Raw genomic sequence first — 24,785 nt, forward strand, 5'->3', positions numbered from 1 at the left:
AATACGGAACACGGCACTTCCGCGTGTGCCGCATGGGATCGCTGCGTATTTTCGTCACACGTACGAGTATTTCTATCACAACGGTCAGCCGCATGTATATGGTCCGCATCAGCCGTTTACTGCCACTCCTTTCGGCAGTGGTCGCCGTGCAGGTATCCACCGCGCAGCAGCCGCGTGTGTACATCGCGCCCGACGATCACACGGACTATTTCTGGACGGCCGACGATACACAATACCGCGACGGGTTCATCCGCACACTGGATTATTATCTGCGCCTGGCAGATTCCACGGAGAGTTCGGAGGCCGCGCTGCACAGCCGGTGGAACTGCGACGGGTGGATGTGGCTGTGGGAGTACAAGGAGAACAAGAGCACGGCCGAGTATGCGCGGCTGCTTGGGCGTATACGCTCGGGACACATCTCGGTGCCGCTCAACGCGCTCGTCTCGTGTTACGGAGGCATGCCCGCCGAGGCCGTGCTGCGCGGCATGTACTGGCCGGGCACGGTCGAGCGCGAACACGGGCTGCGCTTCCGTCTGGCTGTCGCAATGGAAAATCAGACGCTGCCGCTGGGCCTCGCGTCGCTGTGGGCGGGAGCGGGCGCCGAGTTCAGTTGGCGCGGCATCTGCGGCTGCGCGACGCGTGTGCCTGAAGCCGGCGACCGCGAGCACGAGATCTATTGGTACACCGGTCTCGACGGCAGGCGTATTCTCATGAAGTGGCAGTCGATGCCGTTCGGCAACGCAAACGTCGGTGGCTACGCCGAGGCGCGCGATCCGGCCGCTGCTGTCGATGTCGGAATGGCGATGTGCAACACGCCGCAGTATCCGTACAGTGTCGCCGGCTTGTTCGGCGCTGGGTGGGACGACTATACCACGATGACAAACAGCTTCATCCGTGCGGCGCATACGGCGCGGTCATCGGGACGCGATGTCGTTGTGTCGAACGAGGAGGATTTTTTCGAGAACTTTCGCGCGGTCTACGGTCCGTCGTTGCCCGAGGTGCGGCGCAGTTACGGCAATGAGTGGGAATTGCTCAGCGCCTCGATGCCCGAGACCAGCGCACGCGTCCGCCGCGCGGCCGAAAAACTGCGCGCGGCCGAATCGATGGCCGTGATGGTCCTGCCGCACGCTCAGCCCACCGCCGCGCTCGCAGTCGCGCGCGAAAAGGCGTTGCGCGGGTATGGGCTGTACTGGGAGCACGACTGGACCGCCGACGGACGCTTCTCACGACAGGTGCGCGCCGACTGGCAGCGGCGCATCGCGGACGACATCGCGGCGTACTCCGAATCCCTGCACGATTCGGCGGCCGCGGCGCTCGCGCGTCTTATCACCGCCGCCCCGGGAACGCAGCGCTTTTTCGTGTGGAACTCCCTCGGGTGGCCGCGCACCGAGGCGGCCGACGTCGCCTTCGCGGGCGCCGGACCCGTACATGTCGTGGACGTTGAGACCGCAGTGGAAGTTCCCTCACAAATTTTGGATATCGGCGGAGCATCGTACCTGCGCATCGAGGCGCGCGCGGTGCCCGCCTTCGGGTACCGTGTGTACGAAATACGCTCGGGGCAAGGTCTCTCTTTCCCGTCAGTTGCTCGTTTCACGGATCACGTTTTCGAGAATGATCATGTGCGTCTGCTGCTCGAGGACCGCGGCGCCATTCGCAGTCTCGCGGACCTGGGCAACGGCGGCCGCGAGTATGTTGAGCAGGGCGCGGCGGCGAACGATTTGGGACCCGCATCCGGCCGTCTTACACTCGAGAACAGCGGACCCGTCTCGGCCACGGTGCTCGCAGTCGTCTCATCCCCCGTCCCGCGCCGAACACGTATCACATTGTATCGGGCTTCGTCGCGCGTTGATATACACACGGTGCTCGAACAAGGCATCGACAAGGTCGAAACGTGGCGCTTCCCATTCGACATTGCGGATCCGATTATCCGGCATGAGGAGATCGGCGCGGTGCTGCGCGCGGCCTATGAACCCACTGGTCATTACGCCCGCAAGAATGCGCGCACCGACTGGCTCACGCTGAATCATTTCGTCGACGTCGCGGGGTCCGACGCGGGAATCACGCTGTCGAATGCCGACTGTGCGTTCATGCGTGTGGGCGGGAGCACCGCGTCCGCGCTCGACACTGTGTCGGCTGATATCCGTGTGCTCGCGGGCGGACAGGTGGACGGCACACATCTCGGCATCCCGACGCAGGACCTCGACGACGCCATCACGCAGCGTTTCTCTCTGCTGCCGCACAGGCGGCAGAGCATTGACTCGGCCATGCGTTTTGCGCTTGCGCATCAGAATCCACTCGTGGTACGGCGGCTCGAAAACGGCCGGACACTTCCGGCCTACCGTGATTCATTGTTTGAGACTTCCCCCGCTTTACCGTTTGTCTGGTCGGTCAAACCTGCGGAGGATGAGGGTCCGGGCGAAGTGGCGTTGCGTGTCTGGAATTATTCGTCATCGACGATGCCGCTGAACCTCCGAAGCACGCGGTCGATGCTCTCGCGTATTGCACGATCCACACACATCGAGACGCCGACCGACACGCTGCCGGAGCGCGATGTGCTTCAGGACACCCTGCCTGCGGGGCGGATGCAGACATATCTCTACAAAACCGGCGGCGGCGGGACCGGCCTTGAAGGTGATGCTCCCGTGCAGGCATTCGACGCATGGCTTGCACCATCACCATCCCGCGATGGGGGACTGCTGCACATTGCGTTGCGTCACGAAGCCGAGGTGTTTGTCACCGTCTTTGACGCGCTTGGACGCCGTGTCTCGCGAATGCACTGCGGCGTGCAGCGTCCCGGCACGCATCAGGTGCGGTGGAATACCGTACGAGTTGCACCCGGCGTGTACACGCTGCGCATCGATGCGGGCACCTCGACGCGTGTTGTGCGCGCGCTGCTGCTGCGCTGATCACGGTGCCGTTGTGACGCGCCTCATGCGCGGCCGTCACTCGGTGGTAACAATGAGGAATTCGGCCGGCGCTCAGGGCACCGCGTGATTCGTGCCGAGATGCCGCGCGCGCTCGGCGAGGAAGAACTGCCGGCGGTGTTCAAGCTGCTGCGCATACCCGTGCACGAGCTGCGCAAGTCCGGGCACTGAGCCGGCGAGCGCCGTGCGGTGCGCGGTGGCGACGCGGCGTAATGCCGTGCGCAGAATGCGGTCGTGCGCATCGGTCGTGAGCAGCGCGTGACCGACACGCGCCAACAGTTCGAAGCGACCGCTGCCGCCTGTATCGCTCCCACGAGCCGTGTCGCCCAGCGCGACACGAGCCGCGTAATTCCAACGGCCGAGGGCGGCGTCCTCCGCAATGTCAGTGATATCGTCGTCGATGTGCAGGGCGACGGCGAGGTGCCGGGCGACGCCGTCGAGAAGTTCCGCGGTGCCGCGCTGCCGGTGTATGGCGCAGGTCGCGTGGATGCCGATGCGCAGCACGCCGTCGATGCGCTCATACGCATCGCAGAGTGCGCGCGGACGGAAGTGCGCGCTGCGCTGCAACGCGGTGGCCGTGAGAAGCGCCGCCGAAGTGCCCGTGATCGCGGTCCGATACGTGTCCCAGACAGCGTCATTCGACGGGAATACGGATTGATATGCCCGCTGCGCTTCCATGAGGAAGTGGTTTGCGGCGAAGACGAGACCTGGACTCGTCGCCTGCGCGTCGTACACGTCGTCCTGCATGCGGAACGCCATAAAAAGACAGAACTGTCCCCAGAGCGCTTCATCCACCGTGGCGCGTTTCCGGTCGGCACGTCCCTTTGTCCACGCCTGTTGGGCGAGCAGTGGGATTGAAAGCCAGTAGGGACGGCCGGACTGCGTGGCGGCATCGTGCAGGGAACCGCCGAATTCAGGTTCCAATGCCTTGATGACATTACGCAGGGATGTGGCGATCCCCGCGAAGGGTCCGCGCAGGGCGTGGTAACAGCGATCGATAAGATTCATGAGGAAAAAGTCCGGCGGCGGGTGTGCCGCCGCCGGGTTCCAGTTGAGGGTAGGTGGTTCACGCGAGAGCCCGCGTGATCACTCACGGTGTTTTAGGTGGTTTCGTCGGGGGATTGGGACCCTTCGGCAATCCCGGGCGCGGCGGGTGCGCATCACCGAGTCCACGCATCCATTTCTTCAGAGTGTCGGGCTGGCTCCAAGGTGGAATCGGCCCCTTGACCCCTATCCCTGCCAGCAGGTTCTTGCTGAGTTTCGTCAGCGAAAACATGAAGCGCATGGTGCTGATGCCCTCATCGCCAAGGCCCGCAACTTCGGCGCTGACAACCGCGAGTTCATCTGGTGTGAAGGTCATTTTCTCTTTTTTCACAGCGGAAGGAACGCTCTTCAACAGGCGTTCGAAGAACGTTGGATCCTCGAAACACTTCGCAAGGATCCGTGATATCGCATCCGAACCCCACGGTGAGCTGGGTTTTTTCTGAGGCATGGCAGTATCCTCGAGTAGCTGTGATGTGTGCGTGAGTGAGATCCGACCGTTGTGTCAGAGTGTGTCGACCCAGGCGGTGAAGGCCTCTGTCTGACTCCAAGGCGGAGGAAGTGTTCCGCTGAGATACACATTGTTCACACCGATCTGGTTCAGACAGTTTGCCCGGAACATAAAGCGCAAGCCCGCCCTCTGAAACGGATCCTGTGCGGAGAGAAATTGTTCAAGTTCGCCAACCTGCGGCTGGGTTATTGGTATACCCTCGCCGTTCAGAAACGGCTCCAAGTTCCCGCCCAGATTCACGTACATCTGGTCGATGAACGTCGGATCACTGTAACACCTTTGGAAAAGCAACTGCATCGGATCCATCGGACCTCCTGAGTTAGTGCGGCCGCAGGACACGCAGCAAGCCGCGGTGTGGAATGGTGGGTTTCAGATGTGCTGTGTATGAGTGTGTCCGCAATACTGCCTGTGCATTCGGATTTCTCATCGATCAGAATTGACATATCTGCGATGAGCAAGCTCCACTGCTGCAAAACTCAGAGAATCGAGATCGAAGAAACGACGGTAGTGGACTTCGGCCAGTTCGACCCGACCGGCACTCTTGTGCAGCTCGGCGAGAAGCAACTGCACACGCGGGGCGTTCGGCGCCAGATGCGCGGCTTTTTCAAGTTCCTTCTGTGCCTCCGCGGTGTTCCCGAGCTTCATCAGTGCTTCCCCCAGAATCATTCGATGCCACCAGTAATCCGGCGCGACGGTGACGGCCCGACGAGCGAGTACCACGGCATCGGCGACATCCCCGATCGCCAAATACAGCCGTGCCGCGATAATACAACCAAAATCCTCGGCGTAGCCGCGTTCGAGACAGATGTCGATGCCGCGCTTTTCAAACTCGGCGGCTGAGTCGAGCTGACGCTCGCGCCGATACAGGGCGGCCCGCATCGCCCACGAAAGATGATATGTCTTTGCGAGCGACCACGTCTCCCGCAGCAGCGCGTGCGCCTCCTTCTCCTTTCCGAGGTTCATCAGGCATGCAGCCGCGGTCTGGTACACCGGGGCGTATGCCCATCGCGCGCGCACACTCGGCATGACATCCTCGAGCGCCCCGCCGTAATCCCCGGTTTCGAAACGCAGCTCGGCAAGATTCAGCAAGAGAATAAAATTGCCTGGTGAAATCTGCAGTGCAAGCTGCAGTGAACGCAACTGTTCGGGCTGGTCGCCACGCAGCACGGCGCCGATGTAGCGGATCATGACATGTTCGAAGGGATTGGCATCTCCTCGTTGCCTCAGCAGAATGTCATACTGACGCTGCATCTCTTTCACGTTGGGTGTGCCATGCAGATGTGAAATGTACCAGATGCGCGCAGCGATGAACGTCGAATCGTTCGCAAGTGCCTCTTCGAGCTGCTCGCCCGCGGCCTCACCGCGATAGATCACCTCACGCGCGGACAGGAACGCCTTCAAGGCGGCCATCGGACGTTTGCCTCGCATGCTGATCCACGCGGCAAAACTCGAATCGGCCTTGAGCTTTTCGTTCAGCGCAAGGTAGTCGACAATCGCCCCCGCATATTTCCTCAGAGGATCATACAGAGCATCCTCGCCTTTTACGTTTGCGCGGGGTACCGCATGCAGCACGGCGCCGTTGCGGTCCACGAGACTGCATTGCATAGTATACTGGCTGTCCCGCCGCTGTATCGAACCTGTGATGAGGTGCGTGATGCCACGTCCGGCGAGCAGCGTCTGTGTGGCCTTGCTGTGCAGATCCACGCTGCTGGATGCTCCCACTGCGCCGAGTGTCGTATTGAGACTCAGGGGATCCTCGATTGTGATGCCCGGCGTGCCGGTCAGGGCATCCGCGAGGATGTATTGGACCGTCCCTGCAAGAGCGGAGTCATCACCGAGCGGCGAGATGACTGTGAAGGGGAGTACCGCTATATGCAGTTCACCCGAGCCCTCCGGCGGCATACCGGGCCGCCAGTAGAAATACGCGGCCGCGACTGCGAGCAGCACGAGGGCGCCTGCCGCGATGATGCGGCGTCGGCGTTGCGGCCGCGCCGGAGGCGCTGTGCTGCGCGTCTCCTCGACCCCGCGAATCGGATCGGTGAGATCCTCGGGGCGATCCTCGGGGCGTTTGCGGAGGCAGAGATCGATGAGGGCGCAGATCTCCTCGCGGATTCTCGGGCTCAATGTACGCGGATCGGGATGCGGCTCGTTCAGGATGGAATAACTCATCGCCGCTGGGAAACGTCCGGGGAAAGGCAACGCCCCGGCGAGCATTTCATACAACACCACGCCGATGGACCAGATGTCGGCGCGCCCGTCCGCTTCCTCGTTCCGCAGAACTTCCGGAGCCATGTACGCGAGTGTGCCCGCCGTCTGGCCCTCGAGCGTTTCCCTCATGTGCATGAAGCGCGCGAGTCCGAAGTCCAGCACCTTCACGCTGCCGTCGGGCAGCAGAAAGATGTTGTCGGGCTTGATGTCGCCATGCACGATCCCATGGAGGTGGGCGGTGCGCAGCGCTCGTGCGAGCTGCCGCATAATCTCCATCGCGCGCTCGTGCTCAAGCGGGCCGCGCTGGAGCGTATTGCGCAGCGATTCGCCCTCGAGGTATCCCATCGCAATGAAGAGACTGCCGTCGTCCGTCTCTCCGATTTCATGCACGCTGCAGATGTTGGGGTGCTCGAGTGTGGACGCGGTCCGCGCCTCTGTCAGGAAACGTGCGCGCGCGCGTGTGTCGGCGGACAGCTCGCGGTGAAGAAACTTGAGAGCAACCGGCCGGCCCAGCGTGACATCCTCGGCCTTGTACACCACTCCCATGCCGCCTTCGCCGAGTTTTTCGATGATGCGGTACCGGGCGGCGATGATGCCGGAGTGATGCTGGGTCGTGTCCATGGTGGCTGCGATGGATGAAAAAGTGATGCGGGCGGTGCTGAGATTATACGCGCTGTATCACAACGGCGGTCAGGTCGTCGCGTGAAGAAATAGGATCCGCAAATGTGTCGATGCGTGATGTCAGCGCATCGAGCAGGGCGCGCGCTCCGTGCGTGCGGAGGTGCGGAAGCGCGTCCATCATTCCCTCGACACCGAACATGCGCTGCCCGCTGTCCACAACTTCCGTCACTCCGTCGGTGTAACACACAAGCGCGTCGCCTGGTGCGACCCGCACCGTGTGTGTCGAAAATTCCACGTGCGGGAACACGCCGAGCAGCATGCCGTCGGGTTTGGGAAGCAGCATCGCGCCTCCATCCGCGGAGAGCAGGAGCGGACTGTCGTGTCCTCCGCTCGCATAGGTGAACGTGTGTTCCGCGGGATCGAGCACTCCGAGCAGCATGGTGATAAACAACGAACCATGTTCCTCGATGCACAGCGTGTCGTTGAACGACCGCAGACATGCGGCCGGATCGCTGTTCGCCGCCATGGAGGCACGCAGCAGCGTGCGGCACACCGACATGAAGAGCGCGGCCGGTACACCCTTGCCGGATACGTCGCCTATCGCGATGGCCCAGCGGCCGTCGTCCAGGGGAATGTAATCGAAGTAATCGCCGCCTATGATACGCGCGGGCACATACACGCCGCCGATGTCGTACGAATCCACGACCGGGGCCGTCGCGGGCATGAGACTGCGCTGTATTCCCGCGGCGACACGCATCTCGGCCTCGAGTGCGGCGAAGGAGGCCTCCTCCTCGCTGAGCCGCGCGTTCTCTATCACCTGCGCCGACTGCATCCCGACTATCGCGAGCAGCCGCTGGTCGTCGTCGTTGAACGGACCGTCCTTCTTGTTGTACAGTGCAAGAATGCCGATCAGCCGGCCCTTCACAAGCAGGGGGACGGCGAGCAGCGAACGCAGGTGCTCGTCCCACACCACGCCGGTGAATCGCGGGTCGTTCCGCGGATCGTCGATGCGCAGCGGTTGAAGCGCGTTGAGCATCCACCCCAGCAGCGCCTGCTGCACGTGATACGGCGACTGCGGCGCGGACTTGTTCACGCTGCGCACCAGGGTCTTCAGCGGATCCGACTGCTCCTTCTCGAGCAATGATATCACGCCCTGCTCCGCCGTGAGACGCCGCACCGAACGATGCACGATGATCTGTATGATCTCGGCCGATGATTGCACACCGCCGATCTGCTCCGCCAGTCCGTTCAGGAACACGAGCTCCTCGACGGTCTGACGCAAGTCCGCGATTTCCCTTTCCAAATGCTGAAGGTGACGCGATGCGTCGCTCATCGTCTCCCGATAACTCCGCGGTTGATGGGTGAATGTGGCATCTTGGACGGCGTCTATTGCGGCATTCCGCATCGCGGAGCGATGGGAAGCGAGGTGCTTGTAACGTATCGGCGACGGGCCGGTACTGCCGGGCTATGTCGCCTGATGCGTGGGATGTGAATGTACAGCCAATGTGACGCATGATAGCAATCAGGCGATGGAAAAACAAGCGCAAGATATTCTTCTCCGATATTCTCACACTGTCGTTTGCATCACGCCCCGAAGTTTGCGATCTTGTTCTATGGACTAGCGCGGACCCGGCTCCGCGCGCTGCAGATCGCATCCGTTGCGGCAGGGATCCCGTGTTCGGGAATCGGTACAACCTCGCCGCTCACGCCGGCCGGTCTCCGCGGGAACAATCGACGCGAGAATCGGTGCTTGACGGAGGATGCAGGCAACTGCAATTGTCCATAGCGGACGCGCGACCGGCTCTGAAGCCGGCACGCGAGACAACTATGAAGCAGAGGCCTCCAACCGCGGGTATGGCGTCGCTTCCATTGCACACCTTCAGCTTACCGACGTTATGCACGGTTCCGGATTCAACGGATGATTGCGCTGCATCTCTCGTTCCACAACGGCTCGCCCGTTGTATGGGCCGAGCGGGGCGGCCGGCCGATTTTCCGGCACGACCAACACCGCCGTGGCCGTGGTCAATACCCCTTCGATCCGGGCTTCTACGGTCTGCGCGACATGTTGCGCCGCGTGGCTCCCGGACTCGAAACCGGCAAGGGCAACGTGACACAGACAGTGGCGTGGCTCCCGACGGACGGGAATCTGCCGTACCACTCCACGCCGGTGCTTGGGAAGAATCCCGCGCCGCAGCGCCCGCCGGAGCTGCGGCCATGGCGCGTCACCTCGCGCGTGCTCACACTGCCCGAGCTTCTCACGCTGGTGGAAAACCTCGCGGGAGATTCCTTCGTCGGCACGGGTATCGTGCCCGATGAGGGCCTGCTCTGGGTAGATGCGCTGCTGCGTCTATCGATCGAAACCGTGGTGCGGGAACGTGTTCTGCCGGGACTTGTCATGCAGAACGACCGCTGGGAGGCGCGCTGGTCGCCGATCCCCGACGACGAAATGGAGGAGGCCCGCGCAGCGATCGCATCCACCATGCCGCCCGTGTGCCGCTGCATCACGGATCCGCAGGAGGCGCCGCCCGAGATATCGGCGTCACATCTTGTCGCCCGCCTGCACGCGCAGTGGGTCGACACGCTGTGCCGCGACGGCAACGCACCGTTGCGCATCATCGACAAACGCACGCGTCGCGGGAGACGCGATCCCGTGAGCCTGCACGACGCGTGGCTGACCGCGCTCATCGCGCGCAACGCGCAGGTGCGCTGGGCCAGCAACGACGAACTCGCGTCCTTCGCCTCGCAGATCGCGCAGTGGCAGCGTCCAGTGGAGCTGCTCACCAAATCGCCGCTGCGCTTCTGCCTCCGGCTCAGTGAACCCTCGAGCGCCGACGCGCACGCCTTCGGGTGGAATGTCGAATATCTTCTGCAGCTCAAACAGGATCCCGAGAATCTCATCCCTGTCGCGGATTGCTGGTCGGGTCGCGTGCGTGATGCGCGCCTGAAGGAACTTGGCGGCGCCGTGACCGAATTTATTCTGTTTTCCCTCGGCCAGGCGGCGGGATTGAGCCCCTCCGTCGCCGCGAGTCTCAAGAGCCGCAATCCTTCGGGCTTCTCGCTCGACACGGGAAGCGCGCTCGCCTTCATGCGCGAGGAGGCGCAGTCGCTGCGCGAGGCGGGGTTCTCGGTGACGCTGCCCGAATGGTGGACGGGCGCCGGTACGGAACAATCGCTGCGTATCAGTGTGCAGGCATCGAGTCCGTCGGGACGCGCCAAGGGCGGACTCTCGCTTGACGCGCTCTTCGACTGCAAGCTCGCGCTCTCGCTTGGCGGTGACGTGCTCGAGGAGCGCGAAATGCGCGCCCTCGCATCGATGAAGGCCCCGCTCGTCAAGCTGCGCGGCACCTGGGTCGAGATCAATCCCGAACAGCTCCGCGCCGCATTGCGCATGCTCGAACAACCCACCAGCTCGCTGTCGGGACGCGAGGTGCTCCGTCTGGCGCTCGGCGCCGAGGCGAAACATCACGGACTGCAGGTCGACGGCGTGGTGTCGGACGGCTGGATGAAGGATCTGCTCGCGGCGATGACGGGACGCGCGGAGTTCACGCTGCTCGAACAGCCGCCCGGCATGCACGGCCTGCTCCGCCCGTACCAGCAGCGCGGTTTCTCCTGGCTCGCCTTCCTGCGTCGCTGGGGCCTCGGCGCCTGCCTCGCCGACGACATGGGCCTCGGCAAAACCGTGCAGACCCTGGCGCTCGTGCAGAGGGAGAGGGAAAAAGGAGAGAAACGTCCGGTATTGCTCGTGTGTCCCACCTCCGTAGTCAGCAACTGGCAGAAGGAGGCCGAGAAGTTCACGCCCGACCTGCCGGTGATGATACATCACGGGCCCGACCGCGAACGGTCGCAGGCCTTCCTCAAGGCCGCGGCGAAACACGCGATGGTGGTGTCGAGCTACGGACTGCTGCAGCGCGATGTCGAGATCCTGTCGAAGATTTCCTGGGCCGGACTCGTCCTCGACGAGGCGCAGAACATAAAGAATCCGCGCACACTGCAGCATCGCGCCGCGCGCACGATCAGCGCCGATTACCGCATCGCCCTCACGGGCACGCCCGTCGAAAATCATGTGGGCGATCTGTGGGCCATCATGGATGTGCTCAATCCCGGTCTGCTCGGCTCGCAGGGATCCTTCATCGAAACGTATCAGCGTCCCATTCAGCGTTGGCGCGATCCCGACGCCGCCACGCGTCTGAAGCGCGTCACCGGTCCGTTCCTGCTCCGCCGTCTGAAAACCGACCGCAGCATCATCGCGGATCTTCCCGAGAAGATGGAGATGAAGGTGTACTGCACGCTCACACGCGAGCAGGCGGGACTGTATCAGGCGGTGCTCGATGAAATGGACGAGCGGCTCGGCGCGTCGAAGGGCATACAGCGGCGCGGATACGTGCTCGCGGCGCTCACGAAACTCAAGCAGGTGTGCAACCATCCGGCGCATTTTCTCGGAGACGCGTCCGCGCTCGACGGGCGTTCCGGCAAACTCGCGCGCCTCACGGAAATGCTGGCCGAAGTGCGCGAGCTCAACGAACACACTCTGGTGTTCACGCAGTTCGCGGAAATGGGCGGTCTGTTGCAGAAGCACATCGAGGAGCAGTTCGGTGAAGAGCCGCTGTTCCTGCACGGCGCGGTGCCGAAGGCGAAACGCGACGCGATGGTCGCACGCTTCCAGGAGGATCAGGATGCGCCGAAGGTGTTTGTGCTCTCGCTGAAGGCGGGCGGACTCGGCCTCAACCTGACGCGCGCCACACATGTGATACACTTCGACCGCTGGTGGAATCCCGCTGTCGAGAATCAGGCCACCGACCGCGCCTTCCGCATCGGTCAGACCCGCGACGTGCAGGTGCACAAATACATCGTGGCGGGCACGCTCGAGGAGCGTATCGACGCCCTCATCGAGCGCAAGGTGGGCATCACCGAGCAGGTGGTGGGAGCAGGCGAACAGTGGCTGACCGAACTGTCGGACGATGAATTGCGCGCGCTGCTGCAACTGGGCGGCGACGCGGTGGGGGATTGAGGATGCAGCGACGCAGACCCAACGACGAACACCGCCACAATCCGCTGCCGCGCCGTGTGCGCGGCGGCATCAAGGCGCAGGAATCCAACGGCGCTTTTGCGAGCACCTGGTGGGGGCGGCGCTGGATCGAGACACTCGAAAGTTTCAGCATCGGCGCGCGTCTCGCGCGAGGGAAATCGTACGCGCGGCTCGGGCAGGTGGTGAGTCTCACCGTGGAAAAAGGCGAGGTGCGCGCCCGCGTGCAGGGCTCGCGTTCCAACGCGTACACGGTCACGATCCGTCTCGCGGCGTTTACACCGCAGCAGTGGCACAAGATCGTGCTCGCCCTCACCGAGAAACCGCTCTTCGCCGCGCGGCTTCTCGCCAATGACATGCCCGAAGACATGGAGGCGCTGTTCCGCTCCGCCGGTCTGGCCCTCTTTCCGCGCAGGCATCAGGACCTCGACACAAAGTGTTCATGCCCCGACTGGTCGAATCCGTGCAAACACATCGCGGCAGTGTATTACCTTCTCGCGGGCGCCTTTGACACTGATCCCTTCCTGCTCTTCCGCCTGCGCGGCATGGATCGCACAGAACTGCTCGACCGGCTGCGCGGCAGCGGTCCGCCGGATCAGCGCGCGCGCTTTGTGCCCGACGCGGCAGCCGCGCCCCTGCCCGCGCGCCCCGAGGATTTCTGGACCACGCCGTCCGACGACGACACGCTTGCCGTGCCGAATCCGTCGCCGCCCGCCCTGCATGCGGCAATCCCCAAGCGCCTCGGCAATCTGCCGTTCTGGCGTTCCGACAATCCCTTCCTCGCCGCGATGGAAGCGCTGTATCGCAACGCCTCGGATTACGCCATCTCCATCATCGAACGCGGGGAGGCCGCGCGTGATCTGAAGGACGACGACGATGAAGACGACGATGCCGGCGACGGTGAGGAGAACACCGAACTCGGCTGATCTCCTCCGCCCCGGTGTCGGGGCGGCCTAGGACGCGATCAGGTCTCCGCGCAGGCGATGCCTGTCGAGCGCGGGCAGGATGATCTTGCGCAGGCGTATGGACTTCGGCGTCACCTCCACCATTTCGTCGTCGCGGATGAATTCGATCGCGCGTTCGAGTGTCATGGGGATCACCGGCGTGAGTGCGATGGCGTCGTCCTTCGTCGAGGCGCGCATGTTCGTCAGCTTTTTCGGCTTGCACGCATTGACGTCGATGTCGCTGTCGCGGTTGTGCTCGCCCACGATCATGCCCTCGTACACGGGTGAACCCGGCTCGATGAAGATGATGCCGCGGGGCTCGAGATTGTAGAGCGCGTACCCGGTTGCGTCACCGCGCCTGTCGGACACGATGGAGCCCGTGGAGCGCGTGGGGAATTCACCGCGATGCGGCTCGTACCCCTGCAGGTACGAGTTCATGATGCCCGTGCCCTTGGTGTCGGTCAGAAATTCCGTGCGGTAGCCGATCAGTCCGCGCGACGGTATCGAGAACTCGAGCCGCACGCGTCCGGTGCCGTGGTTCACGAGGTTGAGCATGCGTCCCTTGCGCTGCGACAGTTTTTCGGTGACAATGCCGGTGAACGCCTCGTCGCAGTTGATGAAGAGGTGCTCGATGGGCTCGAGGATCTGGCCGTCCTTCTGCTTGTAGATCACGCGCGGCCGGCCGACGCTCAGTTCGTAGCCCTCGCGGCGCAGCGTTTCGATGAGGATGGCCATCTGGAATTCTCCGCGGCCCTTCACAACAAAGGCGTCGGGCGTCTCGCCGTCCTCCACCACCAGGGCCACGTTCTGCAGCGTCTCGCGCACAAGGCGCTCACGGAGTTTGGCGGACTGCACGAACTTGCCCTCGAGCCCCGCAAAGGGCGAGGAGTTGATCGCGAAGTGCATCGAGATCGTGGGTTCGTCGACGGTGATGCGCGGCAGCGCCTTCGGCGCGTCGAGGGCGCAGATGGTGTCGCCGATGTGCACGTCCTCGATGCCCGCGAGAATCGCGATGTCGCCCGGCGTGACGTCGTCGGTTTCCGCGAGGCCGATGCCGTCGTACACCTGTATCTTGGAGACGCGCAGCGGTTTCGGCTGGCCGTCTTCGCCGATACACGCCAGCGCGTCGTTCTGTTTCACCGATCCGTGAAAGACGCGGCCGATCGCGAGCCGGCCCACGTAGTCGGAATAGTCGAGATCCGATACGAGCAACTGGAAGGGCTCTTGAGGATCGTAGGCGGGCGCGGGAATCTCCTCAATGATGGTTTCGAAGAGGGGCGCGAGATCCGTGCCCTGCTCCTCGAGATTGCGTTGCGCGATGCCCATTTTTCCGATGGCGTACAACACGGGGAAGTCGATCTGCTGGTCGTCGGCATCGAGATCGATGAAGAGGTCGTAGATCAACTGCAGCACTTCCTCGGGACGCGCATCCTTGCGGTCGATCTTGTTCACCACGACGATGATGCGCTTGTGCGCCTCGAGCGCCTTTTTCAACACGAAACGGGTCTGCGGCAGCGGACCCTCGGACGCATCCACCAGCAGTATCGCGCCGTCCACCATCACGAGCGCGCGCTCCACCTCTCCGCCGAAGTCGGCGTGCCCGGGCGTGTCGAGGATGTTGATCTTCACGCCGTGCCACTGCACCGAGCAGTTCTTCGCCGAGATGGTGATGCCGCGCTCGCGCTCGAGATCCATGCTGTCCATCACCCGGTCGGCCACCTCCTGATTCGCGCGGAACGTGCCGCTCAGGCGGAACATGTGGTCGACAAGTGTCGTTTTGCCGTGATCGACGTGGGCGATGATGGCAATGTTGCGGATGGCGGAATTTCTCTGTGCGTGTTTCATGGGGTCCTGTGTGCAATTCAATACAAACTTTCAATATCGGAAGAAATTCCGTGGGCAACAACCGCGGTGCTTCTCCGCAGCGCCGCGGGAAAAATCGACGGGCCGCCCGAACCCGCGTGAAACCGGACGTCTTGCGTCCCGTATGATGGCGGAAACGACACACACGCCGGTCGGAGCTCGCCGCGCAGTATCTTTGTGTCACATTTCCACATTCCAGGGTTTTATCATGAAACGCATCGTGTCTCTCTCCGTGGTTTTCATTTCGGCCGCGCTGTTCATCTCCGCGTGCAGCAAGGACGATTCCCCCGTCACACCGCCAGCCTCGCAGAGCAAGGCATCGGAGTACTGGCCGCCGACGGGCGCAAACAACACTCTGACACTCGAGGGTTCGGTGAAGGTCACCAGCAGCGGCGTGGTGGTGGGTGAAACGCCGCTTGTCACGGTCATGAAATCGTTGGGCGGCACGGCGACAACGGCCGACGGGAAACAGGTCATTCCCTACAGGTCGATCGAGATCAGCGACAATGAACCGGACACGAGTTATTTCTGGGCCTATCTCAGTGATGCCGTCGTGCTGAACTACCACTCGCTCGGCACCGGAGCCGACATCGACATCATGATCAAGGCCCCCATCGCGGTGGGCACGACATGGTCATCGAACAACAGCAACGACGGCCGCTACACGATCATGGCGGTGAACGAAACCGTGAGCACACCCGCCGGCACCTTCTCGAACTGCGTGCGTATGCGCAGCAGCAGCACCGATCCCGCAACGGGTGCATCTTCGGAACTGCAGATCTGGGTCGCAAAGGGTGTGGGTCCCGTGAAGATGTCGGGCCTCTCCGACACGAGCATCGGCGGTGTGACCATGCGTGTTGAAACCAGTGTGCTGCTGAAAAGCAAAAACTTCTGACGCGTTGTCGTCGCGAACTCCTGGAAAGGAGAAACGGAACTTTCCTCGTTCTGTTTCTCCTTTCCGATTAATGGCGAAGGGGGAAGAGGGACGATGGAACGGGGAAGAGGGACGAGGGAAGGGGGAAGAGAAAGGGTGCGCGTATGAATGTGCGGTTCCGTAGATTAAGGACACCGCTTTTTGGACGATGCAGGATAGGAGCCATGCAATCACACCGCTATGTCACCTGTTGTTCGGGTCTTTTTCTGATGATGTTTGTGAGCGCGACGTTCGGTCTTGTTGCACAAGATGCCGGTGTGCCCGTCGTGCGCGAGGTGTTTCTCGAAAAACTCAAATTGCCGTACGAAGAGGTGCAGAGGTTGATGGTGGAGAAGCGTTTCGCGCCCGCGTCGGACGGCGCGTTGCAACGTGCCGCGGCCGCCGCGGCCGATTCGAAGGTGAGCGCGGATCCGCTTCCCGAATCGGAAGTGCACGCGTTGATCAATCCCACGGACCCGGCGAACATCGTCGTCTCGGCGATGCGTTTGAACAACAGGAATCAGCAGGAGGTTCTTCTGTGTCCCGTGTATTACTCGAAGGACTTTGGCGTCACGTGGAATAAGAGTGCCTTCAAGAATCTCCCGCGTGAGACGGGGGCGGTGGTGCTCGGCGGAGGCGATCCCGTTTTTGCCGCCGACGCGAACGGACGGCTGTACTTCTCGTGGATCAATGTATACATGCAGAACTTTTCCCGTCTCGTGATGGCGATGTTCTGGGCATGGTCCGACGACGGCGGCGCCACCTGGCAGCGCGCGGCGAACGACATGATCGGCAGCGGCCTGTTGAACGGCAGCGGGGGAGGAGTGGAGGCCTTCGACAAGCAGTGGCTCGCGGTCGACCGCACAAATTCTCCGTATCGCAACACACTGTACGCCGCGATGTTCCACCCCGATGCGGGCGGAGTAAAAGTGGCTGTGCGCCGCAAGCCCGCGGACTCCGCGGCCTTTATTCAGACATCGGTGCGAGTGTCGCAGCAGGGGTACAAGTTTACACAGTTCCCGAGCATCGGCATCGACGCGTCGGGCGGCGTGCATGTCACCTACTTTGCGTCGCAGGACAGCAGCACCTTTGCGATGTATCACGCGCTGTCGACCGACGGTGCACAGAGTTTCACGGAGCCGGTGAAGATCAGCGACGTGAACATGCCGCGCTTCTCGCTTAACGACCGCACGGGCACGGTGCCAGGCTTCCAGGATTCGCGTATCTATCCCTGCCCGCATCTTGTGATCGATCGTTCGAACGGCGTCCGCAGCGGTTTCCTCTACGCGGTGTGGGCGGGCAACGGCATCACGGCAAAAGGTGCCGACGGACTCGACATCTATCTCTCGCGCTCCACCGACAACGGCGCAAGCTGGAGCGCGCCGCGTGTCGTTAACGACGATCCGCGCGGCGTGGCGGTGGACCAGTTCCATCCGAGTCTGGCCGTCAACGACGCGGGCATCCTTGCCGTAACCTGGTACGACCGGCGCGAAGATCCGCTGAACAAGGCGGGCCGGTACTATTACGCTGCGTCCACCGACGGCGGACTGACCTTTGCGCCGAACCGCCCCGCGGCCGACCTGCCCATGGATTTCACACGCGCCGGTTCCGCCAACGGCGGCTTTGCCGTGGGCGAGTACAACCAGGTGTTGATGACCAACGACTTTGTCATACCTGTCTGGGCCGACGGCCGCGCGGGCGATGGTAATCTCGATGTGCTTGTGTCGTTCATCCCGATGAACGCCGCCACACATGTGCAGCGCATTACGTCCGTCACCGACCGCTTCGCGCTAGGCGATCCCGCGCCGCATCCGCTGCTGCGGAACGGCAGTGTTGCACTGCGTCTCGCTGAATCCACACCCGTGCGGCTCGTACTCACCGATCTGCTCGGACGCGAACTCCGCGTCATCACCGATGCCGCGTATGACGCCGGCACACACACCATCTCCCTCGATGTCTCCTCGCTTGCACCGGGTTCGTACCGGCTTCTTGTGCGTACACGCTTTGGAGTGGCGGTGCGGGGGATCGTAAAGACGTAAAGGGGTAAAGAGGTAAAGGCGTAAAGGGGTAAAGAGGTAAAGGCGTAAAGGGGTAAAGAGGTAAAGGCGTAAAGGAAAAACCTATGTTCTGTGATTTTCCGTGTGTTCCGTGGAAATGCTTTTCGAGGCCCCTCTGTCATATGCACCGTGTTGTGGTCTGAATGAATAGCTGTCTGGATGTGTGCCAGCGTATGGTGAGGTGCAAAGTTGTTTTGCGTGCGATGCAATGCTGTGCCGTGTGGGTCGCGATGTTGTTGACGTGTGTCTGCGCGCGCGCCACGGCGCAGGGCAGTGTGTCGGGCACGGTGCAGGAGAAGGGCACGGGCGAGGTGATCGTGGGCGCGAACGTGCTTGTACAGGGCACGAGGCTCGGCGCGGCGACGAACCGTTACGGACATTTCTCCGTGGCCGGACTCGACACGGGCTCGTACGTGCTGCGTGTTAGCGCGATCGGTTACACCACGCGTCTCGTGCCCGTACACATCGGCGCCGCCGATGCCGCGCCGCGCCTGCGCATCGAGCTCGAGAGCGCCGCGGTGCAGCAGAAGGAAGTGCTCGTGGAAGCCGAGCGGCGCGGCGCGGCCGATGCGCCCGCGAGCGCCATCGACATGCCGGTGGCGCAGATTCTCCGTCTGCCGTCCCTAGGAGGCGAGGCCGACGTGTTCCGCGCGCTGCAATTGCTGCCCGGCGTGAAGGCCGTGTCGGAGATCTCGAGCGGCCTGTATGTGCGCGGAGGCAGTCCCGACCAGAACCTCGTGTTGCTCGACCGCATGATCCTCTACAATCCCTCGCACCTCGCGGGTTTCCTCTCCACCTTCAACGCCGACGCGGTGAATCACGTGCGTCTCATAAAGGGCGCGCTCCCCGCGGAGTACGGCGGCCGCCTCTCGTCGGTGGTGGACGTGACCATGCGCGAAGGTTCGCAGGAGCGATTCCGCGGCGCGGGCGGCGTGAGCATGATCGACGCGCGCCTCACACTCGAGGGTCCGGCCGGCGCCGACGCGACATGGATGGTGTCGGGTCGACGCGTGTATCTCGACGCGCTCGTGGGGCTGATGTCGAATGAGGCGCTCCCGTATTATTTCTACGATCTTCTCGCAAAGACCAACGTGCGGCTCGGCGAGCGCGATCGCGTGTACTTCTCGGGCTTCTTCGGGCGCGATGTGCTGGGCGGTGGATCCGACGAGGACTTCGAATCGTCCTGGGGCAACAGCGCGGGCAACCTGCGGTGGACGCACCTTGTGTCGAACACACTCTTCACCGACGTGTCGGCCGTTGTGAGCGATTACCGTTTCTCCACTGAAGTCCGTGAAGGAGAAGAGGAACCATTCAAGGCCGTGTCGGGCATACTCGACATGGCCCTGCGCGGCGAAGCCGAATGGACGCCCGGCGGCGCGCATGTGTTCAAGGCCGGAATCGAGGCGACACGCCACGCCTTCACGTCGGAGGCCACAACTGTGTTCGACGATTTCACGCGCCTTGGCGACCGGCTCCCGAGACGTGTCGGCACCGAACTCTCGCTGTACGCGCAGGACACATGGACACTCACACCCGCGTTGCGCGGCGATCTCGGCGCGCGGCTTTTTTATTTCGACCGCGACGGGGTTGTGCGCGCCGAGCCGCGTCTTTCGCTCGAGTACGCCTTCGAGGGAGACGGCACACGACTCAGCGCCGCGGTGATGGGCGCGAATCAGTTCCTGCACCTTGTCTCGCGCAACGACCTCGCGCTGCCCACCGACATGTGGTTCCCGACCACGCACAGCATTCGTCCCGCCTGGGGCATGCAGTATGTGCTTGGCGCCGCTCGTCCCGTGTACGGGGGCATGTTCGATGTGTCGATCGAACTCTACTACAAGAGCATGGACAACCTGCTCGAATTCCGTGACGACGCGCGCTTCTCGCTGCTGGCACCCATCGAGGACGAACTGACAGCCGGATCGGGCGAGGCCTACGGCATGGAACTCTTCGTGCAGAAAAAGCTAGGCGACCTCACGGGGTGGATCGGATACACACTGGCATGGACCGAACGCACATTTCCCGACCTCAACGACGGCGAGCCCTTCCCGCCGCGCTACGACCGCAGGCACGACATCTCCGTTGTCGCGAATTACCGCCTCGCCGAGAGTTGGGAATTCACGGCCACCTGGGTGTACGGCACGGGGCAGGCGTTTACCTTCCCGGTGGCGATATACTCGCTCGGCAGTTATGATTATGTGCGGTTCCTGTATTCATCGAGGAACGGCTACCGTCTCCCTGCGTACCACCGCCTCGACCTGAATTTCTCCCATGTCTTCACCTGGCTCGGCTGGAACTGGAAGGCGAGCTTTAATGTGTACAACGCGTATAACCGCATGAATCCTTTCTCGCAGAGCATCGAACGCGAGTACAACGGTGACGGCAGCATCACCACACGGGTGAAGCAGCAGACACTGTTTCCCATACTCCCCACGCTCGGCATCAGCTTCGAGTTCTAAACTATGAGATCCTTCATCTTTGCTCTGCTGTCGTGTATTCTGCTTATGAGTGGATGCGAAACGGACGTCAACGATGTGACCTTTCATGAGTACAAGGAACTCCTCGTTGTGCACTGTTCCATGAAGACGAGCGGAAGATTCACGACGATATCATGCGAAGTGTCCCGGACACTCCCACCCGGTGAAACCTATTCGCTGGAAAAAGCATGGGTCACCGATGCGGTTGTGACATACAGCACGGAGAGCAGCACACGCATTCCACACGTGATACCCAACACAGGCATATACAGGACAGCAGATTCCGGTCTTGTCGGAAAAACTGTGACACTCACGGTGTCATGGAAAGGAAAAACCGCGACGGCGCAGCAGCACATTCCACTCCTCACTGTTGTCGACACAATGACGGAACGGCAGTATATCCCGCAGCTCGGCTGGCATCGTGTTATCGGCCTTCGTGCGTTTCCAGACATCGGTCGCGTCATACAAGGATATCAGACATTCTCGGGAGAGGGTGTCAGCGCAAGCTCGTGGCCGGAACACGCCGTGGGAGGTATGTACTATTTCACCGTTCGTGTGTCTTCAGCACAACAGGACAGCCTCATCCTGTGGACGGAAGTGTGGTCGAAGGCGAGAGAGGATTACACGCTCGCGAGCGAGTATTCCGGTGGTGGTGATTGGTTCTTTCCCGCCGCAGGAAAAAATCCGCGCTTCAACGTCCGCGGGGATGGAATCGGTTTCTTCTACGCAACAACACGGCGCGACACGGTTGTTGTGATGTAAGCACACAGTGACCCGCTCTGCGATTCTCCACAGCGAGAGGGGCGGGACGGCGTGAGTCGCTTCAAACAGTCGCAGCGTGTATCTTGCATTTATTCACTCGGAGAGAACGATGCCACGATATTTTATGCAGTACTGGTCCAACGCCGCCTGCGACGACGCACACACGCAGGGGCACAGCGGTAAGCCGCTGATATACACGGCGGGACGTGGTTTTTTACGCGCGGGAGTGCAGCCGGGCGACCTGCTCTACATCGTCAATGTGCTGGACGGCAGCGTGGTACTTGTCGGGCGTATGACCGTCGGCGAAATACTCACGCAGGAAGAGGCCTATCATCGCTTCAAGAATCGCGCGTGGGCCGCGCCGGAACACATCGTGGCGGCCGATGGCACGGCGACTCCCCAGTTCTTTACACGCGACATTCCCAACGAGACAGTGCGCCTGTGGCGCTTTGTCGACGATGTGCGCGGAACCGGCCAGGTGGAGATCGTGCGCGGCGTGGTGGACCGCGCCTCGCTGCGCGGACTCAAGGAGATCGATGAAGCCACAGCGGCGCGTATCGACGCGGATCTTGCCATGCCGTTCGACGCGGCGATGGACACGGAGGACGGTCCGCTCGACGACGAGTTCGACATGGAAGGCGGCATCATCGACGATACAAGCACGGTGACCGACGACGAGCTGCGCGACATTCGCAATCGCTACGAGAATCCCGAACTGCGCGAACGGCTCGACACGGCAGCGCGCACCGTAGCCACCCACGCAATGGAACAGGACGGATACACACGCAGCAGCATACTGCCGGGCGAGGAGTCGGGTTTCGACATCGTCTTCACACGCGACGGCGAGGACTACCCGCTGATCTGCAAGGGCAGCATCGACGATCCGCCCTCGTTTATCCTCGACGAGCGCGAACTCATGCAGCTCGAAGACGACCTGCGCACTATTTTCTGCATCGTCACCGATGTGCTTTCCGAGACGCCCTCGGCACTGTTTTTTAATGCCGAGGAATTCTTCAGCTACTTCGATTATCGTGGGCTGACCTACGCGGCGACGTACCGGGCGATGGAGTGACGCAGGGAGCAAGAGGGAAATAGGTCGGGACGGAGGGCCGCGGTGACTTTGACCACAGGACCTCTGATCGTATGTTTGTGAACTCGGACGAGCCATGTCAGTAATTATCCCAAGAGTACCAGGAATCGAAGGCCGCGACTGCCGCACTTTCACCGGCTACAAACCGTGCCGGCCCGGCGAGGATTGCACCATTCAGTGCCGCAACGACAATCCGATGGGGATACGCATCCTGATCGTCAACCTCGATGCGATGGGCGACGTGCTCATGACGACGGCGCAGCTCCCCGCGATCAAACGCGCCTTTCCGTCGAGTTTTCTCGTGTGGCTCACACATCCGAGCGCCGTGCCCCTGCTCGCGGGCAATCCCTACCTCGACCGCGTGTACGCGTGGAACGATGACAATCGCCTTGTTCTTTCGGCCCAGGATTTTGACCTCGTGCTCAACGCCGACAAGTCGCAGCACGCGTGCGCTTTTGTCTCGCAGCTCAACGCCGACGAACCGCGCGGCTTTATGCTCTCGCGCAGAGGACAGGTGGTGCCGGCCAATCCGGAAGCCGCGTACAACTATCACCTCGGCCTCGACGATCACATGAAATTCCGGGTGAACCAGAGAACGGGACAGGACATCCTGGCCGAAACCTGGCTCCTCGACTACGCGCGCGACGAGTACGTGCTCGAACTCAGCGCCGAAGATCAGGACTTCTGCGCGCGGAAGCGCGCGGAGTGGGGACTCGCATCGCGCACCGTTGTGGCCTTCAACACAGGGTGTTCGGAATTGTATCCGAACAAAAAGATGACGGTGGCGCAGCATCTGCGACTCCTCGAACTGCTGTCGGGAAGAGACGACATCGCGCTGATGCTGCTCGGCGGGCGCGAGGACACGGCGAGGAATGCGGAGATCGCCGAGGGTGCACGCGCGCGCAGCATCGAACTCTACAGCACACCCACCGACGAGGGTCTGCGCCGCGGCATCTGCTACGCGAATCTCGCCGATGCCGTGATATCGGGCGACAGCTTCGGCATGCACCTTGCCATCGCCCTGCGGAAACACGTCTTCGCGTGGTTTGGCCTGAGCTGCTGGACGGAAATCGATCTCTACGGCCGCGGCGCAAAATACTTCCAGTCCGACCTCGCCTGTTCTCCGTGCTGGAAGCAGACCTGTCCCCACAATCTCGAATGTATCGAGCGTATCGATCTCGACACGATCGCGCGTGATGTGCGCGCTTTCGCCGACACGCGGAAAAAGGAAATTCACTGATGCGCCATCTCCTCCTCTCCGTCCTGCTTCTCCCACTTCTGTTCTGTGTGTCGTGTTCCCAAAGTCCCGACGTCCAGGGCCTCTGGAAAAATCCCAACGGCGAAACGCTCACCTTCAAGGCCGACAGCACCGTGATGATGGGCATGGAAGGCGTGGAGGGCGGTCTGCCCGGCCGCTTCAGCGTGGATCGCGACACGGTGCGCATCACGACGCTGCCCGCGGTGGATGAACTCGGCGAGTACACGAACGAGTACATGCTCGCGATGCGCGACGAACACCTGCAGCTCGTGTCGTTTTCGCTCGTGCGCGGAAGCGACTATCACATGACCTTTGTGGCGGATCTCGCGAAGCGCCTGCGCAAAGCCGAATCCGATTACGCGTTCTCGCGCGTGGAGGAAAAATGAACCGTCCGTTGCCGCCCCACCGCCCGCTCATCGCGCCGTCCTTCCTCTCCTGCGACTTCGCGCGTATCGGCGAGGAAGTGCGCGCAGTGGAGGATGCCGGTGCGGATCTGCTGCATCTCGACGTGATGGACGGCCGTTTTGTGCCGAACATCACCATCGGCCCCGTCGTGGTCGACGCCGTGCGCGGCTGTTCCACCGCGCCGCTCGACGTGCATCTCATGATCGTCGAACCCGAGCGCTACCTCGAGTCGTTCCGCGACGCCGGTACAGACATCTGCACCGTCCATTGGGAGGCCTCGCCGCATCTGCACCGCACCGTGCAGGCGATCCGCGCTCTTGGCATGCTGGCGGGCGTCAGCATCAATCCCGCCACACCTGTGACAGTGCTGCGCGACATCATCGCGGACCTCGACCTCGTTCTCATCATGTCGGTCAATCCCGGCTTCGGCGGACAGGCCTTTATTCCCCGGGCTCTCGACCGCGTGTCCGCCGTGCGCGCCATGGCTGCCGAGGAGGGCGTGCCCCATCTGCTTATCGAAGTTGATGGCGGCGTGACCGCCGACAACGCGGGAGCGTTGCTTGCCGCGGGAGCGGACGTGCTTGTGTCGGGCTCGGCGCTGTTCCGCTCCGGCGACTACACGGGCTACATCAGCCGCCTGCGCAGCGGATCCTGAGCGACACACGCCTGTCAGTGCACGGGAGCGCGGACG

Annotated in this window: 17 protein-coding genes; 11 read left to right on the forward strand and 6 right to left on the reverse strand. The window is 62.3% G+C overall.

Annotated features, from left to right (window positions below; translation table 11 throughout):
- The first annotated feature begins 92 nt into the window (after positions 1 to 92).
- The gene (locus HY962_12585; GenBank protein MBI5647758.1) at positions 93 to 2,906 is read left to right on the forward strand and encodes a glycoside hydrolase; all 2,814 of its coding nucleotides are present in this window, start codon (positions 93 to 95) and stop codon (positions 2,904 to 2,906) included.
- Positions 2,907 to 2,978: 72 nt separating this feature from the next.
- Here HY962_12585 and HY962_12590 read toward each other — a convergent pair whose 3' ends face one another.
- The 5 genes from HY962_12590 to HY962_12610 all read right to left on the reverse strand — a co-directional run bounded on the left by HY962_12590 (position 2,979) and on the right by HY962_12610 (position 8,638).
- The gene (locus HY962_12590; GenBank protein ID MBI5647759.1) at positions 2,979 to 3,932 is read right to left on the reverse strand and encodes a hypothetical protein; all 954 of its coding nucleotides are present in this window, start codon (positions 3,930 to 3,932) and stop codon (positions 2,979 to 2,981) included.
- 82 nt (positions 3,933 to 4,014) lie between these two features.
- Complete coding sequence (locus HY962_12595; protein MBI5647760.1) at positions 4,015 to 4,416, reverse strand: hypothetical protein; 402 nt, start codon at positions 4,414 to 4,416, stop codon at positions 4,015 to 4,017.
- A 54-nt stretch (positions 4,417 to 4,470) separates the two neighbouring features.
- On the reverse strand, positions 4,471 to 4,782 hold the full coding sequence (locus tag HY962_12600) for a hypothetical protein (protein ID MBI5647761.1): 312 nt from the start codon (positions 4,780 to 4,782) through the stop codon (positions 4,471 to 4,473).
- A 117-nt stretch (positions 4,783 to 4,899) separates the two neighbouring features.
- Positions 4,900 to 7,305, reverse strand: coding sequence for a protein kinase (locus tag HY962_12605; GenBank protein ID MBI5647762.1), 2,406 nt, complete (start codon positions 7,303 to 7,305; stop codon positions 4,900 to 4,902).
- A gap of 43 nt (positions 7,306 to 7,348) precedes the next feature.
- On the reverse strand, positions 7,349 to 8,638 hold the full coding sequence (locus HY962_12610) for a SpoIIE family protein phosphatase (protein MBI5647763.1): 1,290 nt from the start codon (positions 8,636 to 8,638) through the stop codon (positions 7,349 to 7,351).
- Between the two features lie 585 nt (positions 8,639 to 9,223).
- Between HY962_12610 and HY962_12615 the strand changes: the two genes are divergently transcribed.
- On the forward strand, positions 9,224 to 12,313 hold the full coding sequence (locus tag HY962_12615) for a DEAD/DEAH box helicase (protein MBI5647764.1): 3,090 nt from the start codon (positions 9,224 to 9,226) through the stop codon (positions 12,311 to 12,313).
- 2 nt (positions 12,314 to 12,315) lie between these two features.
- Positions 12,316 to 13,254 (forward strand): SWIM zinc finger family protein, encoded by a 939-nt coding sequence (locus tag HY962_12620; protein MBI5647765.1) that lies wholly within the window; start codon positions 12,316 to 12,318, stop codon positions 13,252 to 13,254.
- 27 nt (positions 13,255 to 13,281) lie between these two features.
- On the opposite strand, the gene typA is transcribed toward HY962_12620, so the two are convergent.
- The gene (gene typA / locus HY962_12625) at positions 13,282 to 15,117 is read right to left on the reverse strand and encodes a translational GTPase TypA (GenBank protein ID MBI5647766.1); all 1,836 of its coding nucleotides are present in this window, start codon (positions 15,115 to 15,117) and stop codon (positions 13,282 to 13,284) included.
- 226 nt (positions 15,118 to 15,343) lie between these two features.
- On the opposite strand from typA, the gene HY962_12630 reads away from it, so the two are divergent.
- From HY962_12630 to HY962_12665, 8 genes are all read left to right on the forward strand, one after another.
- Positions 15,344 to 16,030 (forward strand): hypothetical protein, encoded by a 687-nt coding sequence (locus HY962_12630; GenBank protein ID MBI5647767.1) that lies wholly within the window; start codon positions 15,344 to 15,346, stop codon positions 16,028 to 16,030.
- Positions 16,031 to 16,233: 203 nt separating this feature from the next.
- Positions 16,234 to 18,087 carry an exo-alpha-sialidase gene (locus tag HY962_12635; GenBank protein MBI5647768.1) on the forward strand — a complete coding sequence of 618 codons (1,854 nt, stop codon included), beginning with the start codon at positions 16,234 to 16,236 and terminating at the stop codon, positions 18,085 to 18,087.
- A gap of 248 nt (positions 18,088 to 18,335) precedes the next feature.
- Entirely contained in the window at positions 18,336 to 20,561 is a 2,226-nt protein-coding gene (locus tag HY962_12640; GenBank protein MBI5647769.1) for a TonB-dependent receptor, read from the forward strand.
- 3 nt (positions 20,562 to 20,564) lie between these two features.
- The gene (locus HY962_12645; protein ID MBI5647770.1) at positions 20,565 to 21,341 is read left to right on the forward strand and encodes a DUF4249 family protein; all 777 of its coding nucleotides are present in this window, start codon (positions 20,565 to 20,567) and stop codon (positions 21,339 to 21,341) included.
- Between the two features lie 109 nt (positions 21,342 to 21,450).
- Positions 21,451 to 22,413, forward strand: coding sequence for a hypothetical protein (locus HY962_12650; protein ID MBI5647771.1), 963 nt, complete (start codon positions 21,451 to 21,453; stop codon positions 22,411 to 22,413).
- A 94-nt stretch (positions 22,414 to 22,507) separates the two neighbouring features.
- Positions 22,508 to 23,671, forward strand: a complete 1,164-nt coding sequence (locus HY962_12655) for a glycosyltransferase family 9 protein (protein ID MBI5647772.1) — start codon at positions 22,508 to 22,510, stop codon at positions 23,669 to 23,671.
- Positions 23,671 to 24,075 carry a hypothetical protein gene (locus tag HY962_12660; protein ID MBI5647773.1) on the forward strand — a complete coding sequence of 135 codons (405 nt, stop codon included), beginning with the start codon at positions 23,671 to 23,673 and terminating at the stop codon, positions 24,073 to 24,075. Before HY962_12655 ends, HY962_12660 begins: the two co-directional genes overlap by 1 nt.
- Complete coding sequence (locus tag HY962_12665) at positions 24,072 to 24,749, forward strand: ribulose-phosphate 3-epimerase (GenBank protein MBI5647774.1); 678 nt, start codon at positions 24,072 to 24,074, stop codon at positions 24,747 to 24,749. The genes HY962_12660 and HY962_12665 overlap by 4 nt, the downstream gene beginning before the upstream one ends.
- Positions 24,750 to 24,785 lie beyond the last annotated feature (36 nt).

Source organism: Ignavibacteriota bacterium, assembly GCA_016218045.1.
Taxonomy (GTDB): domain Bacteria; phylum Bacteroidota; class Ignavibacteria; order SZUA-365; family SZUA-365; genus JACRFB01.